Raw genomic sequence first — 15,974 nt, 5'->3', positions numbered from 1 at the left:
GCCATGGCCAGACCTGGATTTCGCCTCGCCGTCTTCGCCACCCTGCTGGCACTGGTTGTCGTGTTGCTCGGTGCCTACACCCGTCTGACCCATGCTGGCCTGGGCTGCCCTGACTGGCCCGGCTGCTACGGCTTTATCAGCGTGCCCAAGACTGAAGCACAGCTGGCCCACGCCGAGCTGCACTTTCCCGACACTCCGGTGGAAGCGCACAAAGGCCGCAACGAAATGGTCCATCGCTACTTTGCCGGCACCCTGGCCCTGGTGATTACCCTGCTCGCCCTGCAGGCCTGGCGCCGCCATGGCCGCGACGGCCAGCCCTATCGCCTGCCGCTGTTGTTGCTTGGCGTGGTGTTCGCCCAGGCGGCTTTCGGCATGTGGACGGTGACTCTCAAGCTGTGGCCGCAGGTGGTCACGGCACATCTATTGGGCGGCTTTGCCACCTTGAGCCTGTTGTTTTTGCTCAGCCTGCGCCTGTCACGGGCCTTTGCGCCGTTGCCCAAGCTGCCTTTGAGCGTGCGCCGGGTGGCGGCGCTGGGCTTGCTGGTGGTGATCGGCCAGATCGCCCTGGGCGGTTGGGTCAGCGCCAACTACGCGGCAGTGGCCTGCATCGACCTGCCGACCTGCCATGGCCAGTGGTGGCCGCAGGCAGACTTCGCCAACGGCTTTCACCTGACCCAGCATATCGGCCCCAATTACCTCGGTGGCCAGCTCGACAGTGACGCGCGCACGGCGATCCATATGAGTCACCGCCTGGGCGCTTTGCTGGTGACGGCGGTCATGCTGGTCTTGAGCTGGAAGCTGCACCGGCATGGTTTGAGCCGGCTGGCCGGGTTGGTATTGGCGGCGCTGGCACTGCAGGTGAGCCTGGGCATCAGCAACGTGCTGTTCCATCTGCCGCTGGCCGTGGCCGTGGCCCATAACGCCGGTGGCGCGCTGCTGTTGCTGAGTATGGTGCTGGTCAATTACCGCATTCGCCTGGTTGCCCAGGCCAAGGTCCGCCGGGTCAGCCAGGGCTGGCGCCTGACCCCGCTGGCGAGCGGCGGAGTCGTTCATTATCTGGGAGATAATTCATGGCGACGCTTCTGAGCGAGCGCAGGCTGCAGGCAGGCTGGCGCGATTACCTCGAACTGACCAAACCCAAGGTGGTGGTGCTGATGCTGATCACCTCGCTGGTCGGCATGTTCCTCGCCACCCGTGCCGGGGTGCCGTGGACCATCCTGCTGTTCGGCAACCTGGGCATTGCCTGTTGCGCCGGTGGTGCGGCAGTGGTCAACCATGTGGTCGACCGGCGCATCGATGCCTTGATGGCGCGCACCCATAAACGCCCGATTGCCGAGGGCCGCGTGGCACCGGCGGCGGCGCTGACCTTTGCCCTGCTGCTGGCGACCCTGGGCATGGCATTGCTGCTGGTGTTCACCAACGCCCTGACCGCCTGGCTGACCCTGGCCTCGCTGCTCGGCTACGCGGTGATCTACACCGGCTTTCTCAAGCGCGCCACGCCGCAGAACATCGTTATCGGCGGCCTGGCCGGCGCCGCGCCGCCTTTGCTGGGCTGGGTGGCGATCAGCGGGCACATCAGCGCCGAGCCATTGCTGCTGGTACTGATCATCTTCGCCTGGACCCCGCCGCACTTCTGGGCCCTGGCCATTCACCGCAAGGAAGAGTACGCCAAGGCTGATATTCCAATGCTGCCGGTGACCCACGGCGAGCACTACACCAAGGTGCATATCCTCCTGTACACCCTGGTGTTGCTGGCGGTCAGCCTGTTGCCCTACGCCATCCACATGAGCGGGCCGTTGTACCTGGCCTGCGCCCTGGCCCTGGGCGGGCGCTTCCTGCAGTGGGCCTGGGTGTTGTACCGTGGCAGTCGGCCGCACGCGGCGATCAAGACCTTCAAGTACTCTATCTGGTACCTGTTGCTGCTGTTCATCGCGCTGCTTGTTGACCACTACCTACTGTTGAACCTATGACTCGAACCCAGAAAACCGTCTTTATTCTCGTTGCCCTGGTCGCCGTGATCCTCGGGCTTACCGTCAACAAGGTGCTCAATGGCCGCAGCGAAGGCAACCCGACCGAGCTGATCGATGCCGGCATCATCCTGCTGCCGCAGAGCCGCACCGTGCCTGCCGTGCAAATGACCGACGAACAGGGCCAGCCTGTGGTGATGGACGAGCTCAAGGGCAAGTGGTCGCTGCTGTTCTTCGGCTACACCTTCTGCCCGGACATCTGCCCGACCACCCTCGCCCAGCTGCGCCAGGTGAAAAGCGAGCTGCCCAAGGAAGCGGTAGACCGTTTGCAGGTGGTGTTGGTCAGCGTCGACCCGAACCGCGACACCCCGGCACAGCTGAAGCAGTACCTGGGTTATTTCGACAAGGATTTTCGCGGGGTGACCGGCTCGCTGGAAAACATCCAGAAGCTGGCCAATGCGGTGAGCATTCCGTTCATTCCGGCCGATACCAGCAAGCCGAACTACACGGTCGATCACAGCGGCAACCTGGCGCTGCTGGGGCCGGACGGCAAGCAGCGCGGGTTTATCCGCGCGCCGTTCAACAACCAGAAGCTGGTTGCGCAGTTGCCTGGGCTGGTTAAGCGCGACTGAAAAGCATCGCTGGCAAGCCAGCTCCCACAAGGTCCGGCTTCGCACCTGAACCTGTGGGAGCTGGCTTGCCAGCGATGAGGGCGATGCGGCTTATCAGAACGCCGGCTTGACCGCGCCCTTGTACTTCTCTTCGATGAACTTCTTCACCTCAGGCGAGTGCAGCGCAGCCGCCAGCTTCTTCATGTCTTCCGAGTCCTTGTTGTCCGGGCGGGCAACAAGGATGTTCACGTAAGGCGAATCGCTGCCTTCGATGACCAGTGCGTCCTTCTCAGGGTTGAGCTTGGCTTCCAGCGCGTAGTTGGTGTTGATCAGCGCCAGGTCGACCTGGGTCAGCACCCGCGGGATGGTTGCCGCTTCCAGTTCACGGAACTTCAGGTTCTTAGGGTTCTCAACGATGTCTTTGACGGTCGAGAGGATGTTGCTGTTGTCTTTGAGCTTGATCACACCGGCCTTGTCCAGCAGCAGCAAGGCGCGACCGCCGTTGGTGGCGTCGTTGGGGATGACCACGGTAGCGGTCGACGGCAGCTCGTCGAGCTTCTTGTACTTGCTCGAGTAGGCGCCCAGCGGCTCCAGGTGCACGCCGGCAACGCTGACCAGATGGGTGCCCTTGGCCTTGTTGAACTCATCCAGGTACGGCTGGTGCTGGAAGAAGTTGGCGTCCAGGCGCTTCTCGGCCACTTGCACGTTCGGCTGGATGTAGTCGGTGAACACCTTCACCTTCAAGTCCACGCCTTCTTTGGCCAGGGCCGGTTTGACGAACTCGAGGATCTCGGCGTGCGGCACCGGGGTGGCGGCGACGGTCAGGGTCTCGGCCTGGGCCGAGAAGGCCGCGACGGCGGCGACAACAGCAAGCAGCTTTTTCATCAAATCACTCCTTGTGAGGGCCAGTCCGGCCCCCGGTGCGTCGGCAGTGCCGACCCATGGGGTTACTTACGGGAAAAATGCACAACCAGTTTGTCGCCCACGCTCTGCAGGACTTGAACCAGTACCAGCAGCAGGACCACGGTGACCACCATCACGTCGGTCTGGAAACGTTGGTAACCGAAGCGGATCGCCAGGTCACCGAGGCCGCCAGCGCCCACCACACCGGCCATCGCGGTGTACGACACCAGGGTAATGGCGGTGACGGTAATGGCCGCGAAGATGCCCGGACGGGCCTCGGGCAGCAAGGCATTGGTGATGATCTGGCGAGTGGTGGCGCCCATCGACTGGGTGGCTTCGATGATGCCGCGGTCGACTTCACGCAGCGCGGTTTCCACCAGGCGCGCGAAGAACGGCGTGGCTCCGACCACCAGGGGCGGGATGGCCCCGGCGACGCCCAGCGAGGTGCCGGTGATCAGCACGGTGAACGGAATCATCACGATCAGCAGGATGATGAACGGCAGCGAGCGCAGGACGTTTACCACCAGCGACAGCAGCGCGTACACGCCCTTCTGCTCGAACAGCTGGCGCGGGCCGCAAAGAAACAGCAACACGCCCAGCGGCAGGCCGAGCAGCACGGTGAAGAACAGCGAGCCGAACAGCATGATCATGGTGTCGATGGTAGCCAGCCAGATTTCGGCCCAGTCGACGTTGGCAAAGAAACTCAAGGCGTCCATCAACGCAGTACCTCCATATGAACATCAGCCGCAGTGAAGCGGGCGAACGCCGCTTCCATGTCGCCGCCAGTGACGGCCAGGGTCAGCTGCCCATACGGGGTGTCCTTGATGCGATCGATGCGGCCAGCGAGGATGCTGTAGTCCACACCGGTTTCCCGGGCGACGGTGCCCAGCAGCGGCGCGTAGGTCGAATCGCCCTGGAAGGTCAGGCGCACGATGCGTCCTGGCACATGGGCGAAGTCGTCGCGCTGTTCGTTTTCGTCGATCTGCTCGTCTTCCTGGACGAAGCGCTTGGTGGTCGGGTGCTGCGGGTGCAGGAATACATCGGCCACCGGGCCGTGCTCGACAATCTGCCCGGCATCCATCACCGCCACGCGGTCGCAGACCCGGCGGATCACGTCCATTTCGTGGGTGATCAGCACGATGGTCAGCTTCAGTTCGCGGTTGATCTCGGCCAGCAGTTGCAACACCGAGGCGGTGGTCTGCGGGTCGAGGGCGCTGGTGGCTTCGTCACACAGCAGGATCTTCGGCTTGGTGGCCAGGGCGCGGGCGATGCCGACGCGCTGCTTCTGGCCGCCGGAAAGCTGTGCCGGGTATTTTTTCGCGTGATCGGCCAGGCCGACGCGGGCCAGCAACTCGTTGACGCGGGTGTCGATTTCCTTGCGTGACAGCTCGCCGGCCAGGGTCAGCGGCAAGGCTACGTTATCGGCAACGGTCTTGGAGGCCAGCAGGTTGAAGTGCTGGAAGATCATCCCGACTTGCTGGCGGAATCGACGAAGATCGTTGGCGTTGAACCCAGTGACGTCTTCGCCGTCGACGATGATCTTGCCGCCGCTTGGCGCTTCAAGGCGGTTGATCAGGCGCAGCAGGGTACTTTTACCGGCGCCGGAATGGCCGATCAGCCCGAACACCTGGCCGTCTTCGACGCTCAGGTTGGTCGGGTGCAGTGCGGGGATATCCCTACCGGCTACGCGGTAGGTTTTATGAACATTTTGAAACTCGATCACGTAGCGAACCTTGTGGGGCGCATGGGAATGGGGTCAGCGGTTAGCCGGGCGCGCATTTTAGCCTGTTCGTATAGAGGTTCTTAGCATTTATTTCGCAATTGACCAATGCTACTGGAATAACGCGATCAGTGGTCAATCCGAAGGAACGCCTGCAGGGGCCATCAGTCACTACTGAATAGGGCCCGCCGTGGGGTCGAACCGTAGGACTGATTGAGTGAGGAGAGCACACTGATGCCCAGCAAGAAGAACCCACCCAAGGAAAGCCAACTCGCCGGTACCCAGACCCCGGACCGCGCCAATACCAACGCCAAGCTGCAAAGCCTGGAAACATTTCGCAGTGACGCCACCGGCCAGGCGCTGCGCACCAACCAGGGGGTCAAGGTTGCCGACAACCAGAACACCCTGAAAGCCGGTGACCGTGGCCCGTCGCTGCTGGAAGACTTCATCATGCGTGAAAAGATCACGCATTTTGACCATGAGCGCATCCCCGAGCGCATCGTCCATGCCCGCGGTACCGGGGCCCATGGCTACTTCCAGGCCTATGAATCGCATGCCGCGCTGACCAAGGCCGGTTTTCTCCAGGACCCGGAGAAAATCACCCCGGTGTTCGTGCGCTTTTCCACCGTTCAGGGCCCGCGTGGCTCGGGTGATACCGTGCGCGATGTGCGCGGTTTTGCCGTGAAGTTCTTCACCGACGAAGGCAACTTCGACCTGGTCGGCAATAACATGCCAGTGTTTTTCATCCAGGATGCGATCAAGTTCCCCGACTTCGTCCATGCAGTAAAACCTGAGCCGCACAACGAAATGCCCACCGGCGGCTCGGCCCACGACACCTTCTGGGACTTCGTCTCGCTGGTGCCGGAGTCGGCGCACATGGTGATCTGGGCGATGTCCGACCGCGCCATTCCTAAAAGCCTGCGGACCATGCAGGGCTTCGGCGTGCATACCTTTCGCCTGATCAATGCCGAGGGCAAATCCAGCTTCGTCAAATTCCACTGGAAGCCCAAGGCCGGCGTGTGTTCGCTGTTGTGGGACGAAGCGCAGAAGCTGGCGGGCAAAGACACCGATTACCACCGCCGCGATCTGTGGGAAGCGATTGAAACCGGTAATTACCCGGAATGGGAGTTCGGCGTGCAGATCGTCGCCGAAGAAGACGAGCACAAGTTCGACTTCGACTTGCTCGACCCAACCAAGATCATCCCCGAAGAGCTGGTACCGGTGACGCCGCTGGGCAAGATGGTGCTTAACCGCAACCCGGACAATTTCTTTGCTGAAACCGAACAGGTTGCCTTCTGCCCTGGGCATATCGTCCCCGGCATCGACTTCTCCAACGACCCGCTGCTGCAGGGCCGGTTGTTTTCCTACACCGATACCCAAATCAGCCGGCTAGGCGGGCCGAACTTTCACGAGATCCCGATTAACCGTCCGCTAGCCCCTAACCACAACGGCCAGCGCGATGCGCAGCACCGCACCACGCTGGACAAGGGCCGTGCCTCTTACGAGCCCAACTCGATCGACGGTGGCTGGCCCAAGGAGACTGCGCCGGCAGCCAGCGATGGTGGTTTCGAGTCGTATCCGGAGCGCATCGAGGCGCACAAAGTGCGCCAGCGCAGCCCGTCGTTCGCCGACCATTTCTCCCAGGCGCGATTGTTCTTCCAGAGCATGAGCCCGACCGAGCAGGAGCACATCATCAGCGCCTACAGCTTCGAACTGGGCAAAGTTGAGCGGGAGTTCATCCGCGCCCGTGAGGTCAATGAAATTCTTGCCAACATCGACCTTAAGCTGGCGGCGCGGGTGGCCGCCAACCTTGGCCTGCCGGCGCCGAAGAAAGGCACGGTGGATGTGCCCCAAACCAGCCTCAAGGAGTCACCGGCGCTGAGCCAGATGAACCTGCTCGGCGAAGGCATCAAGGGCCGCAAGGTTGCAGTGCTGGTGGCTGATGGCGTGGATGGCGACAGTGTCGATAGCCTGGTCAAGGCGCTGGAAGCCGAGAGCGCGCAGATCAAGATCCTTGGCCCGAGTTCGGCGCCGGTAAAAACCGCCCAGGGCAAGGCGCTGGCCGTGGATGCCTCGATGGAAGGCATGCCGTCGGTGATCTTCGATGCGGCCTGGGTGCCGGGCGGCAAGGCTTCGCTTCAGGCCCTGGCCGGTGACGGCGTGGCGCTGCACTTTCTGCTTGAAGCCTACAAGCACCTCAAGCCGATTGGCCTGGCCAGCGAGGCGCAAGCCGTGCTCGACAAACTGGGGCTCAAGGCCGACAGCGGCTTGCTGCTGGGCAATGATGACAAAGCCTACAAGGTCTTCATCACGGCAATCAGCAAGCATCGGGTGTGGGAGCGTGAGGCCGCGGCGAAAGCCATTCCGGCGTGATGCACAAACAGGGTGCCCATCAGGGCACCCTGTTTCGTCATGGGCGTCGTGGGATCAGCACCGCCTGGGCAGGTTGGTTGCGGTGAATCTCGTGGCTTTGCTGCAAGGCAAAATCACCGTCGAGTTTTTTAACGCGTTTGCCCAGCAAGGTTTGCAGCCAGGGTGCATCCTGCTTGCGCGGCACCTGGAACACCACATCGCACTGGTAATTGATCACATCACTGGCGATGTCATCGAGTTGCTTGCGCATTTCGCGAATATTGGTGGTTTTCAACGCAACCACGGTGCTTGGCGCGGTCGGGTCGATCAGCTTGGCGGCAGGGCGGGCTTCGGCGGCTTTCAGGGCGGCCTCGGCTTTGTCGAGCTCGGCCTTGCGCGCCTGGGCGATAGCACCGTTGACGCCGCCCGTCAGCGCCGGCGCCTTGGGCATCAGCGCACGGGCGCGGGCCAGGGCAGTGGCCGCCGCGTTCACATCGCCCTTTTGCAGGACGATCTGGCTGCGTTGCAGATAGGCTTCGGCCAATTGACGCTGGTACTGCTCGATCCGGCTGTCATTCGGCGCCTGGCTTTGCAGGGTGGCGAGTTGATCTTCGGCAGTGGCCAGCTCGCTGCTGGCGATGCTTTGCTCCAACTGCTGCCAGGCATCAGGCTGGGCAGGCACGGCAGCGTTGTCGGCCGGGGTGCTGGAGCACGCGGCGAGGATCAGTGAAAACGCGGCAAGGAGCAGATAACGGGAGGCGAACGGCTTCATTCCTGCGACTCTCTATTTGCGCAAAAAGCGAGCAAGTCTACACCCAGTCCGCAGACTCGAAAATAACTCTTCAGGACCCCGCGCGTTTTTAAATGTCGCAGGGTGCAACCGCTTTGGCTGCACCCCACGTCTTCAGCGCCGGGGCAGTGCCAGGCTCAGCAAGAATAGCACTGCGGCGCAGACCACGATGGACGGCCCGGCCGGCGTGTCCTTGAACCACGACAACGCCAGGCCGCCGCACACCGCGGTAACCCCCAGCAGGCTGGCGCCCAGGGCCATTTGTTCCGGCGAGCGGGCGTGACGTTGCGCCGCAGCGGCGGGAATGATCAATAGCGAGGTAATCAGCAGGACGCCGACGATCTTCATCGCCACGGCAATCACCACTGCGATCAGTAGCATCAGCGCCAGGCGCAGCGCGGCGACCGGCAAACCTTCGACCATGGCCAGTTCTTCGTGCACGGTGACTGCCAATAGCGGGCGCCACAGCACCACCAGCAACAGCAGCACCGCAGCGCTGCCGCCGAGAATCCAGGCCAGATCCCCCGGGCTGATCGCCAGCAGGTCGCCGAACAGGTAGGCCATCAGGTCGATGCGCACATCGTGCATGAAGCTCAGCACCACCAGGCCAAGGGAAAGCGTGCTGGGTGCCAGAATCCCCAGCAGAGTGTCGGAGGCCAGCGGCTGGCGTTGTTGCAAGGTCACCAGCAAGATCGCCAGCAACAGGCAGCCGACAGTCACCGCCAGCGCCGGGCTGACATCCAGCACGAAACCCAGGGCGACGCCGAGCAACGCAGCGTGGGACAGGGTGTCGCCAAAATAGGCCATGCGCCGCCAGACCACGAAGGATCCCAGAGGGCCGGCGACCAGTGCCAGGGCCAAACCTGCGAGCAGGGCGTAAAGCAGAAAATCAGCCATGCTTGCAGTGATCTCCATGAACGTGGCCGCCTTTGGCCGGGGCAACCACCGAGCCGTGCAGGTCGTGGGCGTGGTCGTGATGGTGGTGATAGATCGCCAGGCTCGGCGCGTTGCTGCCGAACAGCTCGACGAACGCCGGGTCGCCGCTGACCTGCTCGGGGTGGCCGGAGCAGCAGACATGACGGTTGAGGCAGACCACCTGGTCGGTGGTGCTCATGACCAGATGCAGGTCGTGGGAAACCATCAGCACGCCGCAGCCATGGCGGTCGCGCAGACGGGTGATCAGGCTGTACAGCTCGGACTGCCCGGCGACGTCGACGCCCTGCACCGGCTCATCGAGCACCAGCAGCTCGGGCTCGCGCAGCAGTGCGCGGGCCAGCAGCACACGCTGCATCTCGCCGCCGGAAATCCCCTGGATCGGGCTGTCGATGACCTTTTCGGCGCCGACTTCCATGAGTGCCGACAACGCTGCGGCGCGATCAACGCCGGGCACCAGGCGCAAGAAGCGCAGTACCGAAAGCGGCAAGGTGGCATCGACCTGAAGCTTTTGCGGCATGTAGCCGATGCGCAGCCGCGGCTTGCGCCAGACCGTACCGGTATGCGGCTTGAGCAGGCCGAGCACGGCGCGTACCAAGGTGGTCTTGCCGGCGCCGTTGGGGCCGATCAGGGTGACGATCTGCCCCGGTTCCACGGCCAGGTCGATGCTGTCGAGCACCGCTTGGCCGGCGAAGCTCACGCCCACCTGCTCGAGGCGAATCAGCGCATTGCTCATCAGGCGCTCCGGCAGTTGCTGCACAGGCCGACCACTTCGACCGTTTGTGCTTCGACGCTGAAGCCGACGTCTTTAGCGCTGGCGACGATGGCGTCGCTGATGCTGCGCTGCTCAAGCTCGATGGCCACGTGGCATTCGCGGCAAATCAGGAACTGGCCCTGGTGCGCGTGCTCGGGGTGGCTGCAGCCGATAAAGGCGTTGAGCGAGGCAATGCGGTGCACCAGGCTGTTTTCCAGGAGGAAATCCAGCGCCCGGTACACGGTCGGCGGCGCGGCCCGGCGACCGTCCTGCTCGCTCAGCACGGCGAGGATGTCGTAGGCGCCCAGCGGCTTGTGGCTCTGCCACACCAGCTCCAGCACGCGGCGGCGCAAAGCGGTCAGGCGCACACCCTGGCGTGCGCACAGCGCATCGGCCTCGGCCAGGGCGCTGTGTACGCAATGGGAGTGGTCGTGGGGGCGGTTGGCCAGCGGGGTTTTAGGCATGAGCGGCGACGGTTCTGATTGGAGACGTTATTATGTTACCTGTTTCAGCCCCTGTGAGTGGTCATCGTGTCCCGAATTTTTGCCCTTTTTGTCGCTTTTATCGCCACTCTGGTGATGGCCCAGGCACAGGCCGAAGTGCGTGTGCTGACCAGCATCAAGCCCCTGCAACAGATCGCTGCGGCGGTTCAGGACGGCGTCGGTACGCCTGAAGTGCTGCTGCCGCCAGGCGCCTCGCCGCACCATTACGCCCTGCGTCCTTCCGACGTACGGCGGGTGGCCGACGTCGACCTGCTGTACTGGATCGGCCCGGACATGGAGGGCTTTCTGCCGCGTGTGCTCAAAGGCCGCAGCAAGCCAAGCGTTGCCGTGCAGGAACTGCCCGGCCTGCACCTGCGCCATTTTGGCGAAGATAGCCACTCCCATGACGAAGATGGCGACGATCATGACCATGATCATCGCCCCGGCAGTCTCGATGCCCACCTCTGGCTGTCATCGGTCAACGCCCGGGTGATCGCCGCCAGGATCGCCGCAGACCTCAGCACTGCCGATCCGGCCAATGCCGCGCGCTACCAGAGCAACCTCAAGGCCTTCGGCGAGCGTCTGGATGCGCTGGACGGGCGCCTGAAAAAGCGCTTGAGCGGTGTCAGCGGCAAACCGTTCTTCGTTTTTCACGAGGCATTTGACTACTTCGAGTCGGCCTATGGTCTGAAACACACCGGGGTGTTCAGCGTGGCCGCCGAAGTGCAGCCGGGTGCCCAACACGTGGCGGCGATGCGCAAACGCCTGCAGGAAGTGGGCAAGACCTGTGTGTTCAGCGAGCCGCCACTGCGCCCACGTTTGGCTGAGACGCTGACGGCGGGGCTGCCGGTGACCCTGGCGGAGCTGGACGCGCTGGGTGGTACGGCGCCGGCCAGTGCCCAGGGCTACGAGCAGTTGCTGGAGACGCTGGGGAATGATCTGGCGGGGTGCCTGGAGAAGTTGTGACGCCCCGATCGCAGGGGCAAGCCCGCTCCAACCTATTGTAGGAGCGGGCTTGCCCCGCGATGTTTCACAGCGCGAACGGCAACGCTATCTCTACCTGCTGGCGCGCCGCCAGGCGTACTTCGAAGTCGGCCGGGTCGTGAATCAGCACGTCCATCCCGGCAAACGATTCGGCGGCAATCAGGCGCGACAGCCAGAAGCGCACGCAGGCAATGCGCAGCATCACCGGCCACAGGTTGGCCTCGGCCGAGGTGAACGGTCGCAGCGCTGCATAAGCGCCGAGCAACGCCCGCGCCCGTGGGCCGTCGATGATGCCGGCGTCGTCACAGCACCAGTCGTTCAGGGTAATCGCCAGGTCGTAGAGCATCGGCCCCGAGCAGGCGTTGTAGAAGTCGATCAGGCCGGTCAGGTGGGTGCCTTCGAACAGCACGTTGTCGCGGAACAGGTCGGCATGCAGGTTGGCCCGCGGCAGGGCCATGATCTGCGCCTTGTGCTCGACAACTTCGTCCAGGCACGCCTGCAGCAACTGGCGTTGTTCGGCGTTCAGGCGCGGCATCAGTTCGGCGCCGGTTTCCAGCATCCAGTCCAGGCCGCGGTCGGTCTTGCGTTCCAGGACCTTGTCGCGGGTGGCCAGGTGCAGGTGCCCGAGCAGTTCGCCAACCTGTACGCAGTGCTGATTATTGGCGCTCTTGATGTGCTTGCCCGGCAGCCGTGGTTGCAGCAGCGCAGGTTTGCCGGCCAGTTCGCGCAGGGCTACGCCGTCGTTGCCACGCAAGGCGTAGGGCACCGGCAGGTCGGCCTCATGCAGTACGTCGAGCAGTTCGATGAAGAACGGCAGGTCCTGGATCGGCCCGCGTTCGACCAGCGTCAGCACGTACTCGCCCTGTTCCAGACTGACAAAGAAGTTGCTGTTCTCGGTACCGGCGGCAATGCCCTGGAAGTCCCGCAGGCGGCCCAGGCCGTACGGCGCCAGAAAGGTTTCCAGCTCAGGCCGGGTCAGGGGGGTGAAGACTGACATGATCAAAAATTGCCCATACGGGCACTTCAGCAGGGAAGTGCCAGGTTGATGTAAAGGGTACGGCCTACTTCCACTCGAAGATTTTCCACGACGGGATCAGCATGTCCGGCTGGTCGGAGCGGACGAAATTGCCGTCCGAGCCATCGGCACGTACCAGGAAATAAGGTTTGCCGCCTTTGGGCGTCACCTTGATTGCATACAGGAAGCCATTTTGCCGGTATTCCTGGATGGTTTTGTCGCCTTCCGTGCGAATGGTTACCTCTGGATCAGCCGATGGCGCGTCATCCGCTGCCACGGCGACGACCGGAGTGACTGCCAACAGGCTGAGCAGCAACAGGCGATTTAGTGTACGCATGATAACCTTGTCCCTTTGTCGTCAATGTTCCGGACATTCTAGCGCCGGGCCCGTCGAAAAGGTTGATTCTGCACATGAGCCAAGCTCCCCTCGTCCTGGTGGACGGTTCCTCGTACCTGTACCGCGCCTTTCACGCGCTGCCACCACTGACTACCTCCAAGGGCCTGCCGACCGGCGCGGTCAAGGGCGTGCTGAACATGCTCAAGAGCCTGCGCAAGCAGTATCCGGACAGCCTGTTCGCGGTGGTCTTCGACGCCAAGGGCGGCACTTTCCGCGACGAAATGTTTGCCGAGTACAAGGCCAACCGGCCGAGCATGCCCGACGACCTGCGCGTGCAGATCGAGCCGCTGCACGCCAGCGTGCGAGCCCTGGGCTATCCGCTGCTGTGCGTCGAAGGCGTAGAAGCCGACGACGTGATTGGCACCCTGGCGCGCAGCAGCGCCGCGGCCGGGCGCCCGGTGATCATTTCCACCGGCGACAAGGACATGGCCCAGCTGGTCGACGGCCACATTACGCTGGTCAACACCATGACCGGTACCGTGCTCGACGTCGCTGGCGTGCACGAGAAATTCGGCGTCGGTCCTGAACACATCATCGACTTCCTCGCCCTGATGGGCGACAAGGTCGACAACATCCCAGGCGTACCGGGCGTGGGTGAAAAGACCGCGGTGGGCCTGCTGACCGGTATCGGTGGCGGCCTGAGCGACCTGTACCAGAACCTCGACAAGGTGCCGACCCTGGCCATTCGCGGCGCCAAGACCCTGCCGGCCAAGCTGGAAGAACACCGCGACGCGGCGTTCCTGTCCTACGAGCTGGCCACCATCAAGATCGACGTGCCCCTGGACGTCGAAGTCGATGCGCTGGTGTGCGGCGAGCCTGATCGTGACGCGCTGCTGGCGCTGTACACCGAGATGGAGTTCAAGAGTTGGGTCGACGAAGTTCAGCGCGACGCCAAGCGCGCCGGCCAGGAAGTGGTGGTCGAAGCGCCGCAGGAAGTGGTCGAGGCCCGGTACGAAACCATCCTCGACCAGGCCCGTTTCGATGCCTGGCTGGAAAAGCTGCGCCAGGCGCCGCTGTTTGCCTTCGACACCGAAACCACCGGCCTCGATGCCCAGCAGGCGCAACTGGTCGGTGTGTCGTTCGCGGTCCAGGCCCATGAAGGCGCTTATGTGCCGCTGACTCACTCCTACATGGGCGTGCCCGAGCAGCTTGACCGCGACAGCGTGCTGCTGGCGCTCAAGCCGCTGCTGGAAGACCCGGCCAAGGTCAAGGTGGCGCAGAACGCCAAGTACGACATGAACATCCTGGCCAACTGCGCCATCGGTGGCGACATTGCCAATGGCATCCAGATGCAGGGCGTGGCCTACGACACCATGCTCGAGTCCTACGTGCTTGACTCCACCGCCACCCGTCACGACATGGACAGCCTGGCGCTCAAGTACCTGAACCACACCACCATCGGCTTTACCGACATCGCCGGCAAAGGTGCCAAGCAACTGACCTTCGATCAGATCAGCCTGGAACAGGCCGGCCCCTATGCCGCCGAAGACGCTGATGTCACCCTGCGCCTGCATCAGACCCTGCAGCAGAAGCTGGCGAGCATTCCGAGCCTGCAGTCGGTACTGACCGACATCGAAATGCCGCTGGTGCCGGTGCTGGCCAAGATCGAGCGCCAGGGTGCGCTGGTCGATGCCAAGCTGCTGGGCGTGCAGAGCATCGAGCTGGGCGAGAAAATGGCCGAGCTGGAGCGCCAGGCCTTCGAAATCGCTGGCGAAGAATTCAACCTCGGTTCGCCCAAGCAGCTTGGTGTGATCCTCTACGACAAGCTCGGCATGCCGGTGCTCAACAAGACCGCCAAGGGCCAGGCTTCCACTGCCGAAGCGGTGCTGGCGGAACTGGCCGACATGGACTTCCCGCTGCCCAAGGTGCTGATGCAGTACCGCTCCCTGAGCAAGCTCAAGAGCACCTACACCGACCGCCTGCCGGAGCAGATCAACCCGCGCACCGGGCGTATCCACACCTCCTACCACCAGGCGGTGGCGGCCACCGGGCGCCTGTCGTCCAGCGACCCGAACCTGCAGAACATCCCGATCCGTACCGCTGAAGGCCGGCGTATTCGCCAGGCCTTCGTCGCTGCGCCGGGCTACAAACTGCTGGCGGCGGACTATTCGCAGATCGAACTGCGGATCATGGCCCACCTGGCCCAGGACGAAGGCCTGCTGCACGCGTTTCGCAACGACCTGGACGTGCACCGCGCCACCGCTGCCGAGGTTTTCGGCGTCGAGCTGGAGCAGGTCACTACTGATCAGCGCCGCAGTGCCAAGGCCATCAACTTTGGCCTGATCTACGGCATGAGCGCCTTTGGCCTGGCCAAGCAGATCGGCGTCGACCGCAAACAGTCCCAAGCCTACATCGATCGTTACTTCGCCCGTTACCCGGGCGTGCTGGCCTATATGGAGCGCACCCGCGCCCAGGCTGCCGAGCAAGGCTATGTCGAAACCCTGTTTGGCCGGCGCCTGTACCTGCCGGAGATCAACGCCAAGAACCCGGCCCTGCGCAAAGGTGCCGAGCGCACGGCGATCAACGCGCCGATGCAGGGCACGGCAGCCGACATCATCAAGCGCGCGATGGTCGCTGTGGATAACTGGCTGAGCGATTCGGGGCTGGATGCCCGGGTGATCCTCCAGGTGCACGACGAATTGGTGCTAGAGGTGCGCGAAGACCTGATCGAGCAAGTGCGCGAGCAAATTCGTCCACACATGAGCGGTGCCGCGCAGTTGGACGTTCCGCTGCTGGTTGAGGCCGGTGTGGGGTCAAATTGGGGCGAAGCACACTAAAAATGCGCTGAAATTCGGGGAAAAGCTGCGGCATATCGTCGCGGCTTTTTAGCTGGCCTGATGCCATTAGCGCCGGAAATTTCCCATCTATCGCAAATAGTTTTTAAACGTCAGGAACTAAACCGGTGAACCGCGACTCAGAGTAACTGAATGGCTGGTGAAGCCCTTCGATGCTCCTATGTTGTGTTAAGTGTTGGCAGATATCTGGACCCCGCCCTAGCGGTCCGGAACTTGGACCCCGAACTTCCCCCTCCCCATACGAAGTCCGGGGTTTTTTTTGCCCGGCGTT

15 protein-coding genes are annotated in these 15,974 nt (G+C 63.1%); 6 read left to right on the top strand and 9 right to left on the bottom strand.

The genetic code is table 11. The features are described 5' to 3' along the window. Nucleotides 1-3: 3 nt before the first annotated feature. From UB48_RS21260 to UB48_RS21250, 3 genes are read left to right on the top strand one after another with little or no spacing between them, the layout of a single operon-like run. The gene (locus UB48_RS21260) at nucleotides 4-1,086 is read left to right on the top strand and encodes a heme A synthase (RefSeq protein ID WP_045200695.1); all 1,083 of its coding nucleotides are present in this window, start codon (nucleotides 4-6) and stop codon (nucleotides 1,084-1,086) included. Continuing rightward, on the top strand, nucleotides 1,071-1,970 hold the full coding sequence (gene cyoE / locus UB48_RS21255; protein ID WP_045200693.1) for a heme o synthase: 900 nt from the start codon (nucleotides 1,071-1,073) through the stop codon (nucleotides 1,968-1,970). The genes UB48_RS21260 and cyoE overlap by 16 nt, the downstream gene beginning before the upstream one ends. Continuing rightward, nucleotides 1,967-2,599: an SCO family protein gene (locus UB48_RS21250; RefSeq protein WP_045200691.1), complete on the top strand. Its 633-nt coding sequence runs from the start codon at nucleotides 1,967-1,969 to the stop codon at nucleotides 2,597-2,599. The genes cyoE and UB48_RS21250 overlap by 4 nt, the downstream gene beginning before the upstream one ends. 93 nt (nucleotides 2,600-2,692) lie before the next feature. Here the strand turns inward: UB48_RS21250 and UB48_RS21245 are convergent, their stop codons facing one another. From UB48_RS21245 to UB48_RS21235, 3 genes are all read right to left on the bottom strand, one after another. Further along, nucleotides 2,693-3,463 carry a MetQ/NlpA family ABC transporter substrate-binding protein gene (locus UB48_RS21245; protein ID WP_045200689.1) on the bottom strand — a complete coding sequence of 257 codons (771 nt, stop codon included), beginning with the start codon at nucleotides 3,461-3,463 and terminating at the stop codon, nucleotides 2,693-2,695. A gap of 62 nt (nucleotides 3,464-3,525) precedes the next feature. Continuing rightward, nucleotides 3,526-4,197 carry a methionine ABC transporter permease gene (locus UB48_RS21240; protein WP_045200686.1) on the bottom strand — a complete coding sequence of 224 codons (672 nt, stop codon included), beginning with the start codon at nucleotides 4,195-4,197 and terminating at the stop codon, nucleotides 3,526-3,528. Further along, nucleotides 4,197-5,204 (bottom strand): methionine ABC transporter ATP-binding protein, encoded by a 1,008-nt coding sequence (locus tag UB48_RS21235; protein WP_045200684.1) that lies wholly within the window; start codon nucleotides 5,202-5,204, stop codon nucleotides 4,197-4,199. The genes UB48_RS21240 and UB48_RS21235 overlap by 1 nt, the downstream gene beginning before the upstream one ends. Before the next feature lie 231 nt (nucleotides 5,205-5,435). Here UB48_RS21235 and katE point away from each other — a divergent pair, with 231 nt between their 5' ends. Beyond that, entirely contained in the window at nucleotides 5,436-7,574 is a 2,139-nt protein-coding gene (gene katE / locus UB48_RS21230) for a catalase HPII (protein ID WP_045200682.1), read from the top strand. Nucleotides 7,575-7,611: 37 nt separating this feature from the next. On the opposite strand, the gene UB48_RS21225 is transcribed toward katE, so the two are convergent. The 4 genes from UB48_RS21225 to zur form a co-directional block, all read right to left on the bottom strand. Further along, nucleotides 7,612-8,325, bottom strand: a complete 714-nt coding sequence (locus UB48_RS21225) for a PA5502 family lipoprotein (protein ID WP_045200680.1) — start codon at nucleotides 8,323-8,325, stop codon at nucleotides 7,612-7,614. 132 nt (nucleotides 8,326-8,457) lie between these two features. Next, entirely contained in the window at nucleotides 8,458-9,240 is a 783-nt protein-coding gene (gene znuB, locus UB48_RS21220) for a zinc ABC transporter permease subunit ZnuB (protein WP_038997827.1), read from the bottom strand. Beyond that, nucleotides 9,233-10,012 (bottom strand): zinc ABC transporter ATP-binding protein ZnuC, encoded by a 780-nt coding sequence (gene znuC / locus UB48_RS21215; protein ID WP_045200677.1) that lies wholly within the window; start codon nucleotides 10,010-10,012, stop codon nucleotides 9,233-9,235. Before znuC ends, znuB begins: the two co-directional genes overlap by 8 nt. Further along, a complete protein-coding gene (gene zur / locus UB48_RS21210) occupies nucleotides 10,012-10,494 on the bottom strand; it encodes a zinc uptake transcriptional repressor Zur (protein WP_045200675.1) in 483 nt (160 codons plus the stop codon). The genes znuC and zur overlap by 1 nt, the downstream gene beginning before the upstream one ends. Nucleotides 10,495-10,560: 66 nt before the next feature. On the opposite strand from zur, the gene UB48_RS21205 reads away from it, so the two are divergent. Further along, nucleotides 10,561-11,478: a zinc ABC transporter substrate-binding protein gene (locus UB48_RS21205; protein WP_045200771.1), complete on the top strand. Its 918-nt coding sequence runs from the start codon at nucleotides 10,561-10,563 to the stop codon at nucleotides 11,476-11,478. A 64-nt stretch (nucleotides 11,479-11,542) separates the two neighbouring features. Here the strand turns inward: UB48_RS21205 and UB48_RS21200 are convergent, their stop codons facing one another. Together UB48_RS21200 and UB48_RS21195 are read right to left on the bottom strand one after the other, a co-directional pair. Then, nucleotides 11,543-12,493, bottom strand: coding sequence for a homoserine kinase (locus tag UB48_RS21200; protein WP_045200673.1), 951 nt, complete (start codon nucleotides 12,491-12,493; stop codon nucleotides 11,543-11,545). Between the two features lie 64 nt (nucleotides 12,494-12,557). Next, nucleotides 12,558-12,848 carry a DUF2782 domain-containing protein gene (locus UB48_RS21195; RefSeq protein WP_045200671.1) on the bottom strand — a complete coding sequence of 97 codons (291 nt, stop codon included), beginning with the start codon at nucleotides 12,846-12,848 and terminating at the stop codon, nucleotides 12,558-12,560. A gap of 74 nt (nucleotides 12,849-12,922) precedes the next feature. Between UB48_RS21195 and polA the strand changes: the two genes are divergently transcribed. Then, nucleotides 12,923-15,685 carry a DNA polymerase I gene (gene polA, locus UB48_RS21190; protein WP_045200669.1) on the top strand — a complete coding sequence of 921 codons (2,763 nt, stop codon included), beginning with the start codon at nucleotides 12,923-12,925 and terminating at the stop codon, nucleotides 15,683-15,685. The last annotated feature ends 289 nt before the right edge of the window (nucleotides 15,686-15,974 follow it).

The sequence above is a fragment of the Pseudomonas sp. 2(2015) genome (assembly GCF_000955865.1).
Lineage (GTDB): Bacteria > Pseudomonadota > Gammaproteobacteria > Pseudomonadales > Pseudomonadaceae > Aquipseudomonas.
Note: the sequence above shows the minus strand (reverse complement) of the source record. Positions and strands in the feature narration are given on the sequence as shown.

Coding starts and splice junctions, on each gene's coding strand:
- UB48_RS21240 (WP_045200686.1), bottom strand. CDS start 4,197: ATGGACGCCTTGAGTTTCTTTGCCAACGTCGACTGGGCCGAAATCTGG.
- zur (WP_045200675.1), bottom strand. CDS start 10,494: ATGCCTAAAACCCCGCTGGCCAACCGCCCCCACGACCACTCCCATTGC.
- katE (WP_045200682.1), top strand. CDS start 5,436: ATGCCCAGCAAGAAGAACCCACCCAAGGAAAGCCAACTCGCCGGTACC.
- UB48_RS21195 (WP_045200671.1), bottom strand. CDS start 12,848: ATGCGTACACTAAATCGCCTGTTGCTGCTCAGCCTGTTGGCAGTCACT.
- UB48_RS21250 (WP_045200691.1), top strand. CDS start 1,967: ATGACTCGAACCCAGAAAACCGTCTTTATTCTCGTTGCCCTGGTCGCC.
- UB48_RS21245 (WP_045200689.1), bottom strand. CDS start 3,463: ATGAAAAAGCTGCTTGCTGTTGTCGCCGCCGTCGCGGCCTTCTCGGCC.
- cyoE (WP_045200693.1), top strand. CDS start 1,071: ATGGCGACGCTTCTGAGCGAGCGCAGGCTGCAGGCAGGCTGGCGCGAT.
- UB48_RS21225 (WP_045200680.1), bottom strand. CDS start 8,325: ATGAAGCCGTTCGCCTCCCGTTATCTGCTCCTTGCCGCGTTTTCACTG.
- polA (WP_045200669.1), top strand. CDS start 12,923: ATGAGCCAAGCTCCCCTCGTCCTGGTGGACGGTTCCTCGTACCTGTAC.
- znuB (WP_038997827.1), bottom strand. CDS start 9,240: ATGGCTGATTTTCTGCTTTACGCCCTGCTCGCAGGTTTGGCCCTGGCA.
- UB48_RS21200 (WP_045200673.1), bottom strand. CDS start 12,493: ATGTCAGTCTTCACCCCCCTGACCCGGCCTGAGCTGGAAACCTTTCTG.
- UB48_RS21260 (WP_045200695.1), top strand. CDS start 4: ATGGCCAGACCTGGATTTCGCCTCGCCGTCTTCGCCACCCTGCTGGCA.
- znuC (WP_045200677.1), bottom strand. CDS start 10,012: ATGAGCAATGCGCTGATTCGCCTCGAGCAGGTGGGCGTGAGCTTCGCC.